This is a genomic window from uncultured Sunxiuqinia sp., assembly GCF_947495665.1.
In the GTDB taxonomy this organism is placed as follows: domain Bacteria; phylum Bacteroidota; class Bacteroidia; order Bacteroidales; family Prolixibacteraceae; genus Sunxiuqinia; species Sunxiuqinia rutila.
The window spans coordinates 265,265-281,387 of the sequence record NZ_CANLZV010000005.1 but is presented as its reverse complement, the minus strand read 5'-3'; the positions used below and the strand labels follow the sequence as shown (position 1 = coordinate 281,387).

The 16,123-nt window shown below is 46.6% G+C and carries 12 protein-coding genes; 6 read left to right on the top strand and 6 right to left on the bottom strand.

Annotated features, from left to right (window positions below; translation table 11 throughout):
• The first annotated feature begins 8 nt into the window (after positions 1-8).
• From Q1A18_RS08830 to Q1A18_RS08820, 3 genes are read left to right on the top strand one after another with little or no spacing between them, the layout of a single operon-like run.
• The gene (locus Q1A18_RS08830; RefSeq protein ID WP_299578599.1) at positions 9-1,577 is read left to right on the top strand and encodes a PDZ domain-containing protein; all 1,569 of its coding nucleotides are present in this window, start codon (positions 9-11) and stop codon (positions 1,575-1,577) included.
• Positions 1,577-3,148: a carboxypeptidase-like regulatory domain-containing protein gene (locus tag Q1A18_RS08825; RefSeq protein WP_299578597.1), complete on the top strand. Its 1,572-nt coding sequence runs from the start codon at positions 1,577-1,579 to the stop codon at positions 3,146-3,148. The genes Q1A18_RS08830 and Q1A18_RS08825 overlap by 1 nt, the downstream gene beginning before the upstream one ends.
• Entirely contained in the window at positions 3,145-5,688 is a 2,544-nt protein-coding gene (locus Q1A18_RS08820) for a hypothetical protein (protein ID WP_299578595.1), read from the top strand. Before Q1A18_RS08825 ends, Q1A18_RS08820 begins: the two co-directional genes overlap by 4 nt.
• A 3-nt stretch (positions 5,689-5,691) precedes the next feature.
• Here Q1A18_RS08820 and Q1A18_RS08815 read toward each other — a convergent pair whose 3' ends face one another.
• Together Q1A18_RS08815 and Q1A18_RS08810 are read right to left on the bottom strand one after the other, a co-directional pair.
• Positions 5,692-6,669, bottom strand: a complete 978-nt coding sequence (locus Q1A18_RS08815; RefSeq protein ID WP_299578593.1) for a lipoate--protein ligase — start codon at positions 6,667-6,669, stop codon at positions 5,692-5,694.
• Between the two features lie 13 nt (positions 6,670-6,682).
• Entirely contained in the window at positions 6,683-9,076 is a 2,394-nt protein-coding gene (locus Q1A18_RS08810; protein WP_299578591.1) for a TonB-dependent receptor, read from the bottom strand.
• Between the two features lie 131 nt (positions 9,077-9,207).
• Between Q1A18_RS08810 and dtd the strand changes: the two genes are divergently transcribed.
• Genes dtd through deoC form a run of 3 tightly spaced genes read left to right on the top strand, consistent with a single transcriptional unit; the run spans position 9,208 to position 10,899 of the window.
• Complete coding sequence (gene dtd / locus Q1A18_RS08805) at positions 9,208-9,663, top strand: D-aminoacyl-tRNA deacylase (protein WP_299578589.1); 456 nt, start codon at positions 9,208-9,210, stop codon at positions 9,661-9,663.
• Between the two features lie 54 nt (positions 9,664-9,717).
• Positions 9,718-10,065 (top strand): nucleotide pyrophosphohydrolase, encoded by a 348-nt coding sequence (locus Q1A18_RS08800; RefSeq protein ID WP_299578587.1) that lies wholly within the window; start codon positions 9,718-9,720, stop codon positions 10,063-10,065.
• A 6-nt stretch (positions 10,066-10,071) separates the two neighbouring features.
• Positions 10,072-10,899, top strand: a complete 828-nt coding sequence (gene deoC / locus Q1A18_RS08795; RefSeq protein WP_299578585.1) for a deoxyribose-phosphate aldolase — start codon at positions 10,072-10,074, stop codon at positions 10,897-10,899.
• Between the two features lie 76 nt (positions 10,900-10,975).
• On the opposite strand, the gene rfbB is transcribed toward deoC, so the two are convergent.
• The 4 genes from rfbB to galE form a co-directional block, all read right to left on the bottom strand.
• Entirely contained in the window at positions 10,976-12,028 is a 1,053-nt protein-coding gene (gene rfbB / locus Q1A18_RS08790) for a dTDP-glucose 4,6-dehydratase (RefSeq protein WP_299578583.1), read from the bottom strand.
• Between the two features lie 74 nt (positions 12,029-12,102).
• Positions 12,103-13,686: an arylsulfatase gene (locus Q1A18_RS08785; protein ID WP_299578581.1), complete on the bottom strand. Its 1,584-nt coding sequence runs from the start codon at positions 13,684-13,686 to the stop codon at positions 12,103-12,105.
• A gap of 121 nt (positions 13,687-13,807) precedes the next feature.
• The gene (locus Q1A18_RS08780) at positions 13,808-14,719 is read right to left on the bottom strand and encodes an RluA family pseudouridine synthase (RefSeq protein WP_299578579.1); all 912 of its coding nucleotides are present in this window, start codon (positions 14,717-14,719) and stop codon (positions 13,808-13,810) included.
• Positions 14,720-15,029: 310 nt separating this feature from the next.
• Complete coding sequence (gene galE / locus Q1A18_RS08775) at positions 15,030-16,058, bottom strand: UDP-glucose 4-epimerase GalE (protein ID WP_299578577.1); 1,029 nt, start codon at positions 16,056-16,058, stop codon at positions 15,030-15,032.
• Positions 16,059-16,123: the final 65 nt, after the last annotated feature.

Sequence of the window (16,123 nt, the reverse complement as noted above, 5' to 3'; positions counted from 1 at the left end):
CTCAAGCCATGAAAACACAAAACATACAAGCCGCCGTTTCATTATTCACTTCCATCCTGCTGTTCTTCGTGATGGCCTTGCCATTGGCAGCTCAGGAAGAAAAACAAGGAGACCCCATCTTGGATCAAAATATCAGCCTCTATGCTGAAAACGAATCCTTGAGTAAGGTCGTGGAACAAATTTGCAACTACCTGGATCTGGATTATTCCTACAACTCGGAACTCCTTCAAGGAAAGAACATTACACTTAACATTTCAAACAAGCCTATCCGCTATGTTTTGGATAAGCTGATGAAAGACTTCTACCTGATTTTTGAAATTGAAAACAACCTACTTGTGGTGCGTGACTATGTCCCGCTAAAAGAAAGCGTTGACTACGAAAAAAAAATGCGCTTCAAGCCCAGCAAGAACCGGTTTGAATTTCAGAATCCGAGGCAGAAATCCATCACCTTCAAATTTAAATCAGCCAGTAACCTCATCATCATTCCGGTGCAGATCAATGAGTCTGACACCTTGAATTTCATTCTGGATACCGGTGTACGCACCCCCATTATTACAGAATTGCCCTACGTAAACAAGCTAAACCTGAACCTGCTGCAACCCGTCAACATCAGAGGGCTGGGCGAAGGCAGCACGCTTACTGCCTACCGATCGGGCAACAACACCATGAAAATTGACGGGCTGGTGGCCTGGAACCAGGAAGTGCACATGGTGATCAACGACAACTTCCAGATTTCGCAAATTCTTGGAATCCCTGTGCATGGTTTAATTGGCTTCGACCTCTTCAAAGACTTTGTTGTGGAAATTGATTATGATGCCCAAAAACTGACGGTAACCAAGCCAAAACATTACCGCGACCGGGTAAGAAACAGGGACATTGTAATGCCTCTGCACTTTGAGCACAACAAACCGTACGTCCGCACAACCATCATGACCGACGACAACAAGGAAGTACCCGTAAAACTGCTGGTTGATACAGGTGCCAGTGATGCCATCTGGCTATCAACCAAGTCCGACGATCGCATTAACATTCCGGAAAACAGCATCGAAACCTTCCTGGGGAAAGGGCTTAGCGGCGACTTACACGGACGAAAAGGCCGGATTGGCGGCATTTGGGTGGGACCACTCATTCTGACCGAACCCATTGTAGCCTTCCCTCACAACGATATGATTGAGGAACTGATTGTTGCCAACGACCGGAACGGAACGCTGGGCGCCGAAATTCTGAAGCGCTTTTACGTCACACTCGACTATCCCAATCACCAAATCAAGCTTCGCCCAACCAGCAAGGTGAAAGATGACTTCAACTACAACATGAGCGGCATGGAAGTATATAATCCCATGCCCGGAGTTCCCATTTACACCATTGACAACATCCGGGAAAATTCGCCTGCCGACCTGGCCGGACTACAGGTTAATGACCAAATTATATCACTCAACAACACCAGTCATAAATCACTATCTTTGAATGACATCAACCTGTTGTTACAAAGCAAGGAAGACCGAAAAATTAAGATGAAAGTACTACGGGATGGAAACGAAATAAAAACGAGTTTTCAACTGGAAAAAATCTTTTAGTGAAACCCAAAAAACTGATAACTAACCTGCTGCTCCTGTTTCTGCCATTTTCAATTTATGCGCAGGAGCAGCAAGTCATTGACCTCCAGGCCAAGGTCAGCGTTCAGGTGGAGCATGCCCCGCTTCTGGATCTTCTCAATCAGATATCAAGCCAAACCGGCATCTACTTTTCCTACGACCCCATGCTTGTCAACACCCACAAGCTCATCTCTATTCACCTGCAAAATCAACCGTTGGAGGCTGTTTTGAAAGCTGTGTTCAACGAAAAATATCACTTCAACCTGCTCAAGAACCAGCTAATCATTACTTCGCGAAAAGCTTCTGCCACCAGCCAGATTTCCACCCAACCACCTTCGATCCGATATAATTTATCCGGCTCCTTACAAGACAGCCAAAGCCGCGAATTGATTCCCTATGGAAGCATCTCGGTGCTGGGACATCCCTTTGGCACCATTTCCAACGTAGATGGCGAATTTAACCTGAAGATACCGCCTGAATATGAATCGGACACCCTAGTGATTTCGTGCATGGGCTATGCCCGCCGCTACCTGTTGCTGGACACCCTTCAGCACAACCCGCTCAACATCCTGCTCGATCCGGTTGAAATTAAACTGCGGGAAGTCAAAGTCACAGCCGTGGATGCGCTTCAAATCATGGATAAGCTGGATGAGAACATTGCGCAAAACTACCCCACCAACAACCAGCTGATGACCTCCTTCTACCGCGAAGTCCTAAAGCAGGACAATGACTACATCAATGTTTCGGAGGCCATTATGGATATTTTGAAGATCGATTACACCAACCGGTTCCGCGAAGACCAAATTCGCTTTTTGAAAGGACGCAAAAGTCCGGAAGTGGAGCCCTCGTTCCACCTGGTTGATTTCAAAATGCAAGGCGGGCCCTATTACATCAACAAGCTGGATGTCATTAAAACCATGGATTCGTTCATCGACAAAGAATTCCGCAACTATTACAGCTATGCCGTTGAGCAAGTCATCAGCTATGAGAACCGCCCAACCTATGTTGTCCTGTTTAAGCCTAACGCCAAGATTGACAACCTGACCTATAAAGGCAAGCTATATGTTGATCAGGAAACCTTTGCCTTGGTTCATGCTGAATTCAGCCTGAGCCGGGACGGGAAAAAAAGTGCCCGTCGATCATTAATCAAGAAAAAGCCCCACGGATTCCGGGTTCGTCCCATCGATCTGGATTATTCGGTCAGCTACAAGCAACATCATAATAAATGGTATTTCAGCACCGCCCAGGCCTCTGTAAAGTTTCATGTCAAAAGCCGGCACGACAAAATCAATTCCGTCTTTCACAGCGTGTCAGACCTTTTGGTAACTGATCATCGTGCAACCAACTTGAGGCGCTTTAAACGACAGGAAAACTTCAATTCTTCGGATATTTTCAGTGAAATTATTTCAGATTATGATGAAAATTTCTGGGGAAATTACAATGTAATCAAACCCAGTGAAGACCTACGAAAAGCATTGAAAAAAGCGCCTCAAACAGGAAGCGTGCCACAGCCCCACCCTCAACCACTAACCACTCAAAACAACCAACCATGAGAACCAGTCTGCTATTCCTTTGCCTGACAATTAGCGCACTAAGTACATCAGCACAAACCAATGTCATTGAAAACATCGCCCAAAAGCTTCGTGCCTATTACCAATTTTACCCCATTGAGAAGGTGCAGCTCACTACCGACAAGGAAGTTTACCAGCCCCGGGAAACCATCTGGTTTTCCACGCTTATTACCGATGCCACCGGGCAAACCAGTACCCCTTTCAGCAACGAGTGCCAGGTAGAACTTTACTCCAGCCAGGGCGAGCGTCTTGCCGGCGATGTTTACCGCACCCACTCCGGGCCCATAACAGGCGACCTACTCCTTCCTGAAAACCTGCAGGAAGGAAGCTACGTTTTGGTAGCCCGAACAACCCTGCTCAATTCGGCCGATGAAGCATTTTACAAGCGAATTGACATCAACTTCAAAAACGAAAATGCGTTCAGACTTCAGGAGATGAAAGTGTCCAACACGGAGCAGGCCAATGCTTACTCCTTCCGGCTTACCAACATGCAGGGCGATCCGGCAAAAAAAGAAAAGCTGGAAGCTACATTGTATAATGGTTCCGAAATGATTCAGAAACAAAAACTCCGAACCGACACTGGAGGCCAAGCCTCAGTAAACCTGAACTTTTCGGATCAAAATTTTGAACGCCCGCTCAGTCTAACGCTCAACTCCAGGAGACAGGAGCTAAACTACACCACAACACTTCCCGTCAAGGATGAAACCCTTGATATTTCTATTTATCCAGAAGGAGGGCAGTTGGTCGCTGGAACACAAAACCTAGGCTTCACCATACACAACCAACTGGGGCAGCCAGTGCTGGCCACAGCAACAATCACGGATGAGCAAGGCAACAAGCTTGCACAAGGCAAGACCTCAACGCCGGGCTTTGGCATTGTTCCGGCAAACTTTGAAAAAGACGGGCAATACAGCCTGGAAGTTACCAGCCAGACTGGAACAAATGAAATCATTGCACTACCTCCGGTTCAGGAGGCCATCGCCTTGTCGGTTATCCGAACCGATGGAGCTTTCATTTATGCGAACCTCATTCCTCCCTCATCTATACAGAATGAACCCATCTACCTGATTGCCAACAAAGGTGAACACATCTTCTGGGCTTCGAAACTCACCCCCTCGGGCCCTACCCGTCTAAAGATTCCGAAGAAAGACTTGCCCAATGGAATCAGCCAGCTAACAGTTTTCAATCAGGAAGAACAGGTGCTGGCCACCCGACTGGTGTATGTTGATCAGGAAGCAGAACAACCTTTTGAACTTAAAGCTCCCCGAGAGGTAAAGGCAGGCGAGGTATTTCACTTTACCTTGAAAACAAACGAAACAGAAGCTTCTCTTCCCGAAGTAAGCCTTGGCATCAGTGCTGCTGAAGAAAGCAAAGACTGGCCGACACAATGGGCTACATGGCTTGCCATCAACGCCGACTTGGAGAAGCCCCTGACTGAAGCCTCCAAGCTCCTGCAATCGCCCAATAGGGAAACCAGCATGAACTACCTGCTCATCGCCAATCGCATGAAAAATGCCTCTTGGTCACGCATTCTGAATTTTGACCGCGAACGGGAACAAAGCAAACACCTGCAATCCGGTGTGTCGGGCCAAATTGTTAACCAAAGCAATGAACCGGTTGCCAATGCCAAAGTCAGTTTCATTCATGCTCAAAACATGCAAATCATCCAGGCATCAACAGATGAAAACGGAACCTTCTTCCAACAAGCGATAGCCGCCAAAGACCTGAAAAACTTCGCCGTAAAAGCTATTGGTCCCGATGGCAATGAAAACCTCACGGTCAAATTTGACTTGTCGCTGACGGAGCAAATTGCAGAGCAGGTGCAGCATTTCATTCAAACCAGGGCACTGGACAAGCAAGCCCAGTTCAGCCCTGAATTCTACCAACAAAATAAAGCGCTTTTCACCCCGATTAAACGACCGGGAAATAACCTGCCGAAAAGCGAACCTTCCTACAAGAAATACCTTATGACCGGCACTCCGGTGCTCGAAGTACTAAAAACCATCAAATCCTACCGACTGGAAGGAGATAAAATTATTTTCCCGGGAGGAACAAATTCCATCAATGCTCAGGACGGAGCACTGATTGTTCTGGACGGTCATAAGCTGGGGACCAGCTCATCGGTGCTGAACACCATCAGCCCACAAGACATTGAGTCCATCAACGTATCGACCAGCCCGGTGGACATCCAACGCTACACCGGCTTAAATTCAGTTGGACTAATTGAAATCAGCACCAAGCGAGGAGAGCCACTCGAAGAACCTACCACCAAAAAAACAGAAAGTTTATATGAAAATGGCTACCGTATTCCACGCGATTTTTGGCAGCAGAAAGCCGAACATCCCAAACAGCAGCCAACGACACTCTTTTGGAATCCCGCCGTAAAACTGTCCCCTCTCGGTCATTCTGAATTTGAGGTGAATGCCGGACATGTTTTGGGCAAATTCATCCTGCGGGCCGATATCATCGATCCCCATGGGGAAATCAAAACTTTAACGCATGTTTTTGAGGTTGTTCCCTGAGCACTAGACCAAAACATCCAACAGTTGATCGACTGAGATTGGGGTCAAGCCGACCTCCACTTTTTTGAGCTTTCCGCTTAGCTCCTCAAAGTCATGCCGTGTACCGAGCAAGGAATTGGTGAGTAAAATAGCTTGTGTATTAGAAATCCGTCCTTGAAAGTCGATGGAGTTGATGATTCCCTTCACCACTTGTAAGGAAAAAGAAATCAACTGACCATCCATTTCTACTTGGTTGGTATAGGTATACTTGGGCGAGTAACCATAAATCCAGTCCCAGGTTGTGTACTTTTCTTCCCGCAATTGCTGAATGGCCTGAAGATCTTCTTCCGAAAACTGATACACACGTTGCTCAGGATATGTTTTCCGGATTCCCTCAAAAATGAAATCCGAAAACTGGCCAACCGTCATCGGTGTTTTCAAATAATCGGAAATGTTGGTCACCTCGCTGCGATTCGACTGAACGGCTTTGTCTTTAAAGCGTGACAGATCAACTTTCAGGGCATTCCGCAGCTGGCTCAATTCGCTATTGAAAAGCAAAGTACCATGATGCAATACCCGCTTTTTAAAAACATGCTCCGCATTGCCCGATATCTTCTTTCCATCCAGCAGCAAATCATTTCGCCCGGTAGTATAAGCTTCAAGCCCAAGCTCCTTCATCACAGCCACAATCGGTTGTGTGAATGTTTTAAAGTTAACCTGATCAATGCGGTCAACCGTTTGAATGAAAGTAAAATTCAGGTTTCCCGGATCATGAAACACGGTCCCTCCACCCGAAATACGGCGTGCAATTTTGATCTTATTGTCAGCCACATACCGATGGTTAATTTCCGCCAAGGCATTCTGGTGTTTGCCCACAACAATCGAACGTTCTCCTTGCCAAAGCATGAAAACATCTTCCGTGGAATTTTTCAGCAAATACTCCTCCGCTGCCAGGTTAAAGTAAGGATCAGTTCCCTTTTGTTGAATACAAATCACACTCATGAAGTAAAGGTAATTAAAATTCCAGAATGATTCCGATGGTTGGCAGCACGGTTCCGGCTGTGTTTTCAACCCTTTCCAGCACATAACGGGTGCCATTGTCGGTCGTTACAAACTGGCCATTGGCATCCTGCTTTCGCACCAAAATATCTTTATCCTGATTCTGGAAATTATACAAATTTTGAATGTCGATATAGAATTTAGCCGTGATCTTATCCAGGTAATAGGCCTTGTCAATCCGCACGTCCAACTGATGAAAAGCATCAAAGCGCCGAGTGTTCCACCGATCCGGATCCAGGTAAGGCCCTCCAGTCTGATTCCAAGCTTCAATCAAGCTTGAGCGATCCAGATCATAAGGCGTGTAAGGCAGCCCACCTACATAGCGCCAGCGAAGGCCTACCTGCCAGTCTCGTTTCAGTTTCTTCGTGCTGGTCAGCACCACTAAGTGCCGACTATCCCAACTCGACACCAGCTTCTCCCCATTTTTATCATCAAACTCGCTGCGTACCCAAGTGTAGGACAAGTTCAGGTTGAAGTTATTGGACGATGCCACCCGGGTTTGAAATTCAGCCCCATAAGCCCTTCCCTCCGAAATGGAACGCACCTCTTCATTGCCCACAACACCATAATCCGCTCCCAGGTTGGCCAAGCTAATGGAATCCCTCATTGAAAACGGATAATCGGAGTACTTCTTCAGAAAACCCTCCACCGAAAACAAAACATTCGGACGCGGCCGGTATTCAACTCCTCCAATCAAATGATCAGCCTGAATGTATTTTAAATCATTGGTTTTATTGATGAACTCACCATTCTCTTGATAACCTAAGGCGGTGTAAGGCGGGAACTGGAAGTACCGGCCCGTGTTGAAATTCAGGCTCCAATGAGGCGCCAGCTGGTAGGAAGCCGACAGCCGGGGCGAAACCTGATCAAGGAGCGAGCTCATACTGGACGAGTAACTGTTGGCGTCCAGACGAATACCCAAAGAAAGGGTCAGCCGATCCCCCAGCACCTTGTTGCTGGCATGCCCAAAAATGCCCCATTTCACCAGGTTCAACTTCGTGTCAAAGTTGACATCCAACACACCCTCCGGATAGTAGCGCTTTTGGGTGGTTGAATTGGTATAGGTTACGAAATCCAGGTTGGCTCCAAAGTTTAACTTCACTTGTCCAAAGCGAGCCGTATTTTCATAGCGAAACTTGTTTTCAATTTCTTCCGATTCATAGTCCAGTGTTTTGTTAGCTTCCGAGCTATCATCGTTGTCCAGGTATTTGTAAGCTGAATTATTGAGGTGGCTGCGGCTGGCGACCAGCGTTTGATAACCATTGTCCCGAAAATGCTTGTAAACCGCGCCTACCGTATAAGTCCACTGCTCATTTTGAGGTAAAAAGGCCAAAATGTAGCGTTGCTGTGCATCCGGCTCTTCCAAATCAAGGTTAAGTGCAAACTTGTCAATAGCTCCCAAGCCAATAAAGGTTAGCTCATTCTTGGCATCAAGCTTGGTTTTCAGTTTGAATTGAAAATCGTTAAAGGTTGGCAAAAACGGAAGCTCCAGCAAGCTAAACAGCAGCTGCAGATAGGATCGGCGGGCAGAAACAATGTAAGTGGTATTGTCGCCTAAAGGCCCATCAATGGTACCTGTCACTTCCGAGGCTCCCACCGAAGCCTGCGCCCGCAGCCGGTCCGCGTTGCCATCAACCTGGTAAAACTCAAACACCCCACTCAGCGCGTTTCCCCGGTTGGCCGGAAATGCTCCGGAAAAATAGTTCACTTCACGCAGCAAATCAGCATTGATAATGCCCACAGGTCCACCCGAAGCTCCTTGCGTTGCAAAGTGGTTGATGTTTGGCACTTCTACCCCATCCAGAAAAAAGCGGCTTTCGGAAGGCCCACCACCTCGGATAATGATGTCGTTGCGAAATGAGGGAGTTGACTGCACCCCGGCAAAAGACTGAATGACCTTGGAGATATCGCGATTGGCTCCGGGGCTGTTCTCAATTTCTGAAATCCCAATATTTTTTAAGGAAAGCGGGCTTTCTTCCGTCTTTCGGAACAAGGACGCCGAAACCGTTACCTCATCAAGTTCGGTGTTGCTTTTTTCCAGTTCAACATCAAAATAGGTTGTTTTCAGGTTACTCACTTCCACCTCCGGCGAGATGACCTCCTCATAGCCAACAAACGAAACCTTCAAACGAATGAAGCCTGGAGTCAGGCCTGTCAGAAAATAACGCCCCTGCTCATCTGTCACCGTCCCCAGAGAAGATCCGGCAACGACCACATTCACAAAAGGCAGGCTTTCATTACTTTCCGCATCATAAATCCGCCCTTGCACAGCGGCCTTCTGCGCCCAGGCAGAATGCACGACAAGCAACAAAGCAAGCGTTAAGATAAAAGTTACTTTATTTCGCATCATTTGTTGAATCATTATCTTTGTTTATCAAAAATCCGGAGCTCTTTAATTGTTTAAACAGCAACCGGAATAATTAAACAAAAATAAGGAAAGCTTGTTCGCAACCAGCTTTCTTTTCAATAAACAGACAAAAAATGAGAGTGGTTATTCAGCGGGTCGCCAAGGCTTCAGTCAGTATTCAGCAAAAAGTAAAATCATCCATCAACCAAGGGGTACTTATTCTACTCGGAATTGAAGACGCAGACCAGGAAGAAGATATTCAGTATTTAGTCCGGAAAATCAGTCAACTGCGCATTTTTGACGATGAAAACGGAGTGATGAACCGGTCGTTAACCGACATTGGCGGACAAGCGCTGGTGGTCAGCCAATTTACCTTGCACGCCAACACCCAAAAAGGAAACCGGCCATCATACATTCGTGCATCAAAACCAGAAACTGCCATTCCGCTTTACAAGCAGTTTGTCGAATCTCTGTCGGCCACCCTTCAACAGGAAGTGCCCACCGGTGAATTTGGTGCCGATATGAAAATTGAACTGCTTAACGACGGGCCGGTAACCATCATAATCGACTCAAAAAACAAAGGCTTATAGCAATCTAAAAGCCCCCTTTTTTGTTTAACCTACATTATCCTTTTTATTCAACCTATGAATACAGAATCGAAGGCAATCAGCTTACCCGAAGCCCAATTGATGGTAGACGAATGGATCAAGACCATTGGCGTACGCTATTTTAGTGAACTGACGAACATGACTATTTTAACCGAAGAAGTAGGTGAATTAGCGCGAATCATGGCTCGAACTTATGGTGATCAATCGTTCAAAAAGAGCGACCAGGAGCATGATCTGGCCGATGAAATGGCCGATGTTCTCTGGGTACTGATTTGTTTAGCCAACCAAACCGGCATTGACCTGAACCAAGCCTTCTTAAATAACGTAAACAAAAAAACAAAACGCGATCAAAACAGGCATCAGAATAATCCAAAACTTAAATAGCATCTCATGGAAGCTCAAAATCGTCTAACTGAAATAAAAGCAATAGCCCGGCAAAACAACAACTCCGATTGGCAAGAACTGGCTTTTTCCTGCATTGACCTAACCACTTTGAACAGCACCGATACCATTAGTCATGTAAAGGCATTCACCGAGCGGGTTAATGATTTTGAGAACGACTATCCCAACCTGCCCAATGTGGCAGCCATTTGCGTGCATCCCAATATGGTTCGTACCGTTAAGGAGAACCTGCAGGACGATCATGTCAACATTGCTGCCGTTGCCGGCGGGTTCCCCTGCTCCATGAGTTTCATTGAGGTCAAGGTGAAGGAAGCCCGGATGGCAGTAGACTATGGTGCCGACGAAATTGACATTGTCTTGCCACTGTGGGCTTTTCTGGATGACGACGATGTGATTTGCCGCGAAGAAATCACCACCATCAAAGAGGCCATTGGTGATGCACACCTGAAAGTGATTCTGGAGACCGGTGCTCTGGCCGAACCCGAAAAAATTCGGCATGCTTCGTTCTTAGCCATGGAATCGGGTGGAGATTTCATCAAAACATCCACCGGAAAGATGAGCCCTGCCGCAACTCCCGAAGCTGCTTTGGAGATGTGTTTAGCCATCAAGGATTTTCACCTCAAAACTGGCAGAAAGATTGGCTTTAAGCCGGCCGGTGGAATTTCAACAACCGAAGATGCTATTCTATACATGACGATTGTGAATGAAATACTGGGCGAAGCGTGGCTCACCCCATCCTTGTTCCGGATTGGCGCCAGTCGACTAGCCAACAACTTATTGAGCGACCTGATTGATGAAAAGATCAAATACTTTTAAGGCCACAAGACATAAAAAAAAGGGGTTTCACTTGAATGTGAAACCCCTTTTTTTTATGATGATTATTGCTGATCAGTTATCGTTTTTGATATTGCCCTTCATAGTATTTCAAGTAATCACCAGACGTTACATTGTCCAACCATTCACTATTGTCCAGGTACCAGTCAATGGTTTTCTCCAGTCCTTCTTCAAACTGAAGGCTGGGCACCCAGCCCAGTTCGTTTTGAAGCTTGGTGCTGTCAATGGCGTAGCGCAAATCGTGGCCGGCACGGTCTTTTACGTAAGTAATCAGCTTTTCAGAAGTACCTGCCTCACGACCCAACTTACGGTCCATTATGGCACACATCAGCTTAATCAAGTCGATGTTGGTCCACTCGTTATGTCCGCCAATGTTGTAGGTTTCGCCTACCTTGCCTTGGTGAAAAATAACATCAATCGCCCGGGCATGGTCTTCTACCCACAACCAGTCGCGAACGTTCTCTCCTTTACCATACACCGGCAAGGCCTTGTTGTTCTTGATGTTGTTGATGAACAGGGGAATCAATTTCTCCGGGAACTGGAACGAGCCATAGTTGTTGGAGCAGTTCGATACCAAAGCCGGCAGACCAAAAGTGTCGTGATAAGCCCGCACAAAATGATCGGAACTGGCTTTCGATGCTGAGTACGGACTGTGTGGATCGTAAGCGGTGGTTTCGGTAAACAAGCCTTCTTCGCCCAGCGAACCATACACTTCATCGGTTGAAATGTGGTAGAACAGCTTGCCCTCGGTATTGTCTTTCCAGATTTCGCGGGCCGCATTCAACAGGTTAACCGTACCAATCACATTGGTGAACACAAACTCCGTTGGGTTGGAGATGGAGCGGTCAACGTGCGACTCGGCCGCCAGGTGAATCACGCCATCAAACTGCTTCTCCCGAAACAGCTTAAGCATCGCTTCACTGTCCACAATATCGGCTTTGACAAACTCGTAGTTGGCCTTGCCCTCCAGGTCTTTCAGGTTCGCCAGGTTTCCGGCATAAGTCAACTTATCCAGGTTCACGATTTGATATTCGGGATATTTGTTGACAAACAAACGGACCACATGCGATCCGATAAAACCGGCACCTCCGGTGATAAGTATTGTTTTCATGATCTATTCAGTTTTTGCAAGGTCAAAATTAGCCATTCTCCCCCGATAAGAAAATGGGATGGCCATGACCACGTTTAATTACTCACTTTTGTAAAGCCAATTTGCTTCCATTCGCCCTTAATCGGGTCATTAGCCTGTGGCTCGCCCGGCGTGCTTCTTCCATTCAGAATATAGTCTGTAAGTAAGGTCTTAAGCTGGGCCACCAACTCCGGATGCTGAGCTTGCAAGTTCTGAGTTTCCGAAGGATCCTCTTTCAGGTTATACAACTGAATTGGCGGCAGCGTGTCAATCACAGCCTTATTTTCGGGTCGTGGAAAGCTCCAGCCCCCTGACCCGGGACACATGATCAGTTTCCAATCCCCCTGACGAATGGCAAAACTTCCGTTGATGGAATGATGAACCGTTGCTTCGCGCAAAGGCTTCTGAAGTGCGGCTTGTTCAAAAACAGGCATCAGGCTGTAGCTGTCTTCGCCTTCATTGTCAGCCAGCTGATAGTCCGTAATCTCAGCACAAGTGGCCATAAGATCTGTGGTACAAATTGTTTCATCCGAAACCAAACCCGCCTTAATTTTGGCAGGCCATTGTGCAATAAACGGCACCCGGTGACCACCTTCAAAAATATCGGCTTTATGTCCGCGGAAAACACCGCTCGGATAATGTCCTTTGGCGGTCAGCTCTTCAATTTTAGCAGCAGGTGAACAGCCATTGTCGGTGGTAAAAATGATTAAGGTATTTTCTTCAATGCCATTCTCCTCAAGGCTTGCCAATAGTTTTCCCATCCAGTCGTCCACCATCATTACAAAGTCGCCATAAGGATTTAAGCCGCTTTTATCTTGCCACTCAGCAGTAGGCAAAATAGGGGTATGCGGCGAAGGCAAAGCCAGGTACAAAAAGAAGGGCTTATCTTCCTGAGCCTGTTGTCCCACATGTGCAATGGCACGTCTGAAAAAATTAGGAGTCACATCTTCATGATCAAAATCACTGGAAGTTGGGCCTTTGCGCCACCACGAATACTTCCCGGTATTCTCCGAAACTGAATCCGGAATAGCAGTTGCCAGTCCATTTTCAACATACACATAGGGCGCCATATCTAGCGATCCCGAATGCCCGTAGGCATAGTCAAAGCCCAGGTCGTTGGGCGAATGGGTAACGGGTTTCGAGAAATCAATGTTATCAAAGTCCTGTGCGTCCCAACCTTCACCTCCAGCTTTTTCCGGGTCTTTCAGCTGCCAGTTCCATCCCAAATGCCATTTCCCAATAAAAGCCGTATGATAGCCTTGCTGCTGCAACAAAGACGCTACGGTAGTCCGTTCAGTTGGAATCAAGGCTTCGGATTTTCCGGTGAGCACACCACTTTTCAATGGGCTGCGCCAATTGTAGCGCCCGGTCAAAATACCATAGCGCGTAGGCGTACAAACCGATGATGAAGTATGTGCATCGGTAAACCGAACTCCTTGTTGAGCCATCCGGTCCAGGTTGGGGGTTTCAATTTTACTGTCTGGATTGTAAGCTGTCACATCGCCATAGCCCATATCATCCGCTAACACATAAATGATGTTGGGTTTTGGTAGTTGGCTTTCTTCAACCGAACAGGAAGTGAGCAGGTAACAGGAACTGATACCCAGCAGGGCAAATTTTTTAGTTACAGTTTGTTTCATGAAGAGTAGCTTAGTCGTTTTTTATTCTATAAAAAGTGAACGAGTAACACGGAAAGTTGAAAGTCCTTTTCCGCGCTACACATGAATTATCTCTATTTAGAATCTGAGGTAAAATGAAGGCTTAAAACAGTTTCAGGAAACTACCAGGGATGGATGTTTCAAACCTCAGGTTCTTGCCCGATACCGGATGCTTGAAAGCCAACACCCAGGCATGTAACCCCAGCCGTCCTATTGGATTGGATTTTGACCCATATTTTTTATCTCCGATAACCGGATGCTTCAGATCTTGTAAATGTACCCGAACCTGGTTCTTTCTTCCCGGCTCCATGTTCACCTTTAGCAACGAATACAACTCGTTACTTTTAATTGTTGAATAATGCGTAACAGCCAAGTCGCCCTTGTCCGGATCCTGGCTGGAGTGCACTTTAAAAATTTTACTTTGGAAAAGATAAGAGCGGTGTGTTCCTTCCGCCGGATCAAGCTTGCCCTCAATAACCGCCAGGTAACTCCGGCTGTCAGCAGACTGCTTCCAGGATTCCTGCAACAGCTCCTGCATTTCCTTGCTTTTGGCGAAGACTATCAGTCCGGAAGTTTCACGGTCCAACCGATGTACAACATAAATGTTGTTGCTCTTGTCTTGCTCTTTCAGATAGTTACTGAGGATGCTAAATACCGTTTCCCTATTCTCTTTGTCAGTAGCAGTGGTAAGCAATCCGGCGTTTTTATTCACCACAATCAGGTCCTTGTCCTCATGCACTACCACAACACCGCGCATTTGCCGGGCAATGGGTGCCGATGCGCTTTCAAGGGTTATTCTCTGTCCCGGTTTTAGTAAATGATTAAATTGAGTGATTGCCTTGCCATCAACCAAGACCTGTCGTTTTTTGAGTAACGACTTGATGTTGTTGCGGTTTTTATGCGGCAGCTGAGCAATCAGAAACTTCATCAGCTCTTCTTGTTCCTTCACCTCTAACACGTTGGCGCGAGGCTTTTTTGACTGGGGGCGTTGACCTCCCGAATGGTGTTTTTTCATGCACGAAATAAATTTAAATGGCAGGTTGATAATGAAATCCCACCGAGGCAAAGATAGGGCTAATCTTTCTTCTTTAGGGACCCCACGAACAGCTTTTTCAGGAAACAGGCATAAGCCAACGAAGTGGGAGAATTAGGAGCAAAAGTAGCCCCAATGAGATGGAAAGTATGAGGTTAAAAATCCTAATTTCCCCGTTTCCAGCTTGTGCTCAATCGATAGGAAGAGCAAAAAACAAAAGGCCTTGCCGGTTGAGACAAAGCCTTTGTAACTGCCTGCAATTCTTCTTTGTAAAAAAGAAACTGCAAATTTCTTATTGGATATTGCGTAGACGCTTTTCCCAGTTCCAGGCCGAAAGCAGCGTTTCTTCCAATCCTTTTTCCGCTTTCCAACCCAGCTCTTCGTTGGCATAAGTGGTGTCGGCCCAAATCTTTTCAATATCTCCGGCACGACGCGGCACAATTTTGTAATTCAATTTTACGCCAGTCGCTTTTTCGAAGCCATTCACAATTTGAAGAACAGAGTAACCATTACCGGTTCCCAGGTTAAAGACCTCGTAGCCAGTCTTATTTTTGTTTTCCAGCAAGCGTGTAATGGCAACCACATGCGCCTTAGCCAGGTCAACCACGTTAATGTAGTCGCGGATTGCCGAACCATCGGGGGTATCGTAATCATCTCCAAAAACGCTAAGTTGCTCGCGCACTCCGGCAGCTGTCTGCGTAATAAACGGCACCAGGTTTTGAGGAACACCTAAAGGCAACTCGCCAATCAAAGCACTCGGGTGTGCCCCAATCGGGTTAAAGTAGCGTAAGGCAATGGTTTTCAACTCAGGATAGGCATTCACACTGTCATGCAAAATATCTTCATTTACCCGTTTGGTATTGCCATAAGGCGACTCAGCATCTTTACGCGGAGTGTTTTCAGTTACTGGCAACTGATCGGGCTGGCCATACACCGTACAAGAAGAAGAAAACACCAGGTTCGCAACGTTGTATTTCCGCTGGCAGTCCAAAATGTTCATCAACGACACCAGGTTGTTGCGGTAGTAGTGCAAAGGCTGTTGTACCGATTCCCCCACAGCTTTGGAAGCTGCAAAGTGAATGATGGCAGCGATGTCCTGATTACGCTTGAAAAAATCATCTGTTTTGGCGGCATCGGCCAGGTTGAATTGCTCAAAAGCAGGTTTCTTCCCACTGATTTCTTCGATCTTATCCAACACGTCAACACTAGAGTTCGACAGATCGTCAACGACCACTACTTCGAAGCCTGCGTCATGCAGCTCAACAACTGTGTGCGAGCCAATGTAACCCGTTCCTCCGGTTACCAATATTTTTTTTGACATAGTAATTGATTGAGTATTTTTTTCAAAACTACAAATTTAAATGTTGTGCTTAATTAATAAGCCCC

What these genes read in the sequence shown, in the direction of transcription:
- dtd (WP_299578589.1), top strand. Translation starts at nt 9,208, where the DNA reads ATGAGAGTGGTTATTCAGCGGGTCGCCAAGGCTTCAGTCAGTATTCAG.
- Q1A18_RS08810 (WP_299578591.1), bottom strand. Translation starts at nt 9,076, where the DNA reads ATGATGCGAAATAAAGTAACTTTTATCTTAACGCTTGCTTTGTTGCTT.
- Q1A18_RS08815 (WP_299578593.1), bottom strand. Translation starts at nt 6,669, where the DNA reads ATGAGTGTGATTTGTATTCAACAAAAGGGAACTGATCCTTACTTTAAC.
- deoC (WP_299578585.1), top strand. Translation starts at nt 10,072, where the DNA reads ATGGAAGCTCAAAATCGTCTAACTGAAATAAAAGCAATAGCCCGGCAA.
- Q1A18_RS08785 (WP_299578581.1), bottom strand. Translation starts at nt 13,686, where the DNA reads ATGAAACAAACTGTAACTAAAAAATTTGCCCTGCTGGGTATCAGTTCC.
- galE (WP_299578577.1), bottom strand. Translation starts at nt 16,058, where the DNA reads ATGTCAAAAAAAATATTGGTAACCGGAGGAACGGGTTACATTGGCTCG.
- Q1A18_RS08830 (WP_299578599.1), top strand. Translation starts at nt 9, where the DNA reads ATGAAAACACAAAACATACAAGCCGCCGTTTCATTATTCACTTCCATC.
- Q1A18_RS08800 (WP_299578587.1), top strand. Translation starts at nt 9,718, where the DNA reads ATGAATACAGAATCGAAGGCAATCAGCTTACCCGAAGCCCAATTGATG.
- rfbB (WP_299578583.1), bottom strand. Translation starts at nt 12,028, where the DNA reads ATGAAAACAATACTTATCACCGGAGGTGCCGGTTTTATCGGATCGCAT.
- Q1A18_RS08780 (WP_299578579.1), bottom strand. Translation starts at nt 14,719, where the DNA reads ATGAAAAAACACCATTCGGGAGGTCAACGCCCCCAGTCAAAAAAGCCT.
- Q1A18_RS08820 (WP_299578595.1), top strand. Translation starts at nt 3,145, where the DNA reads ATGAGAACCAGTCTGCTATTCCTTTGCCTGACAATTAGCGCACTAAGT.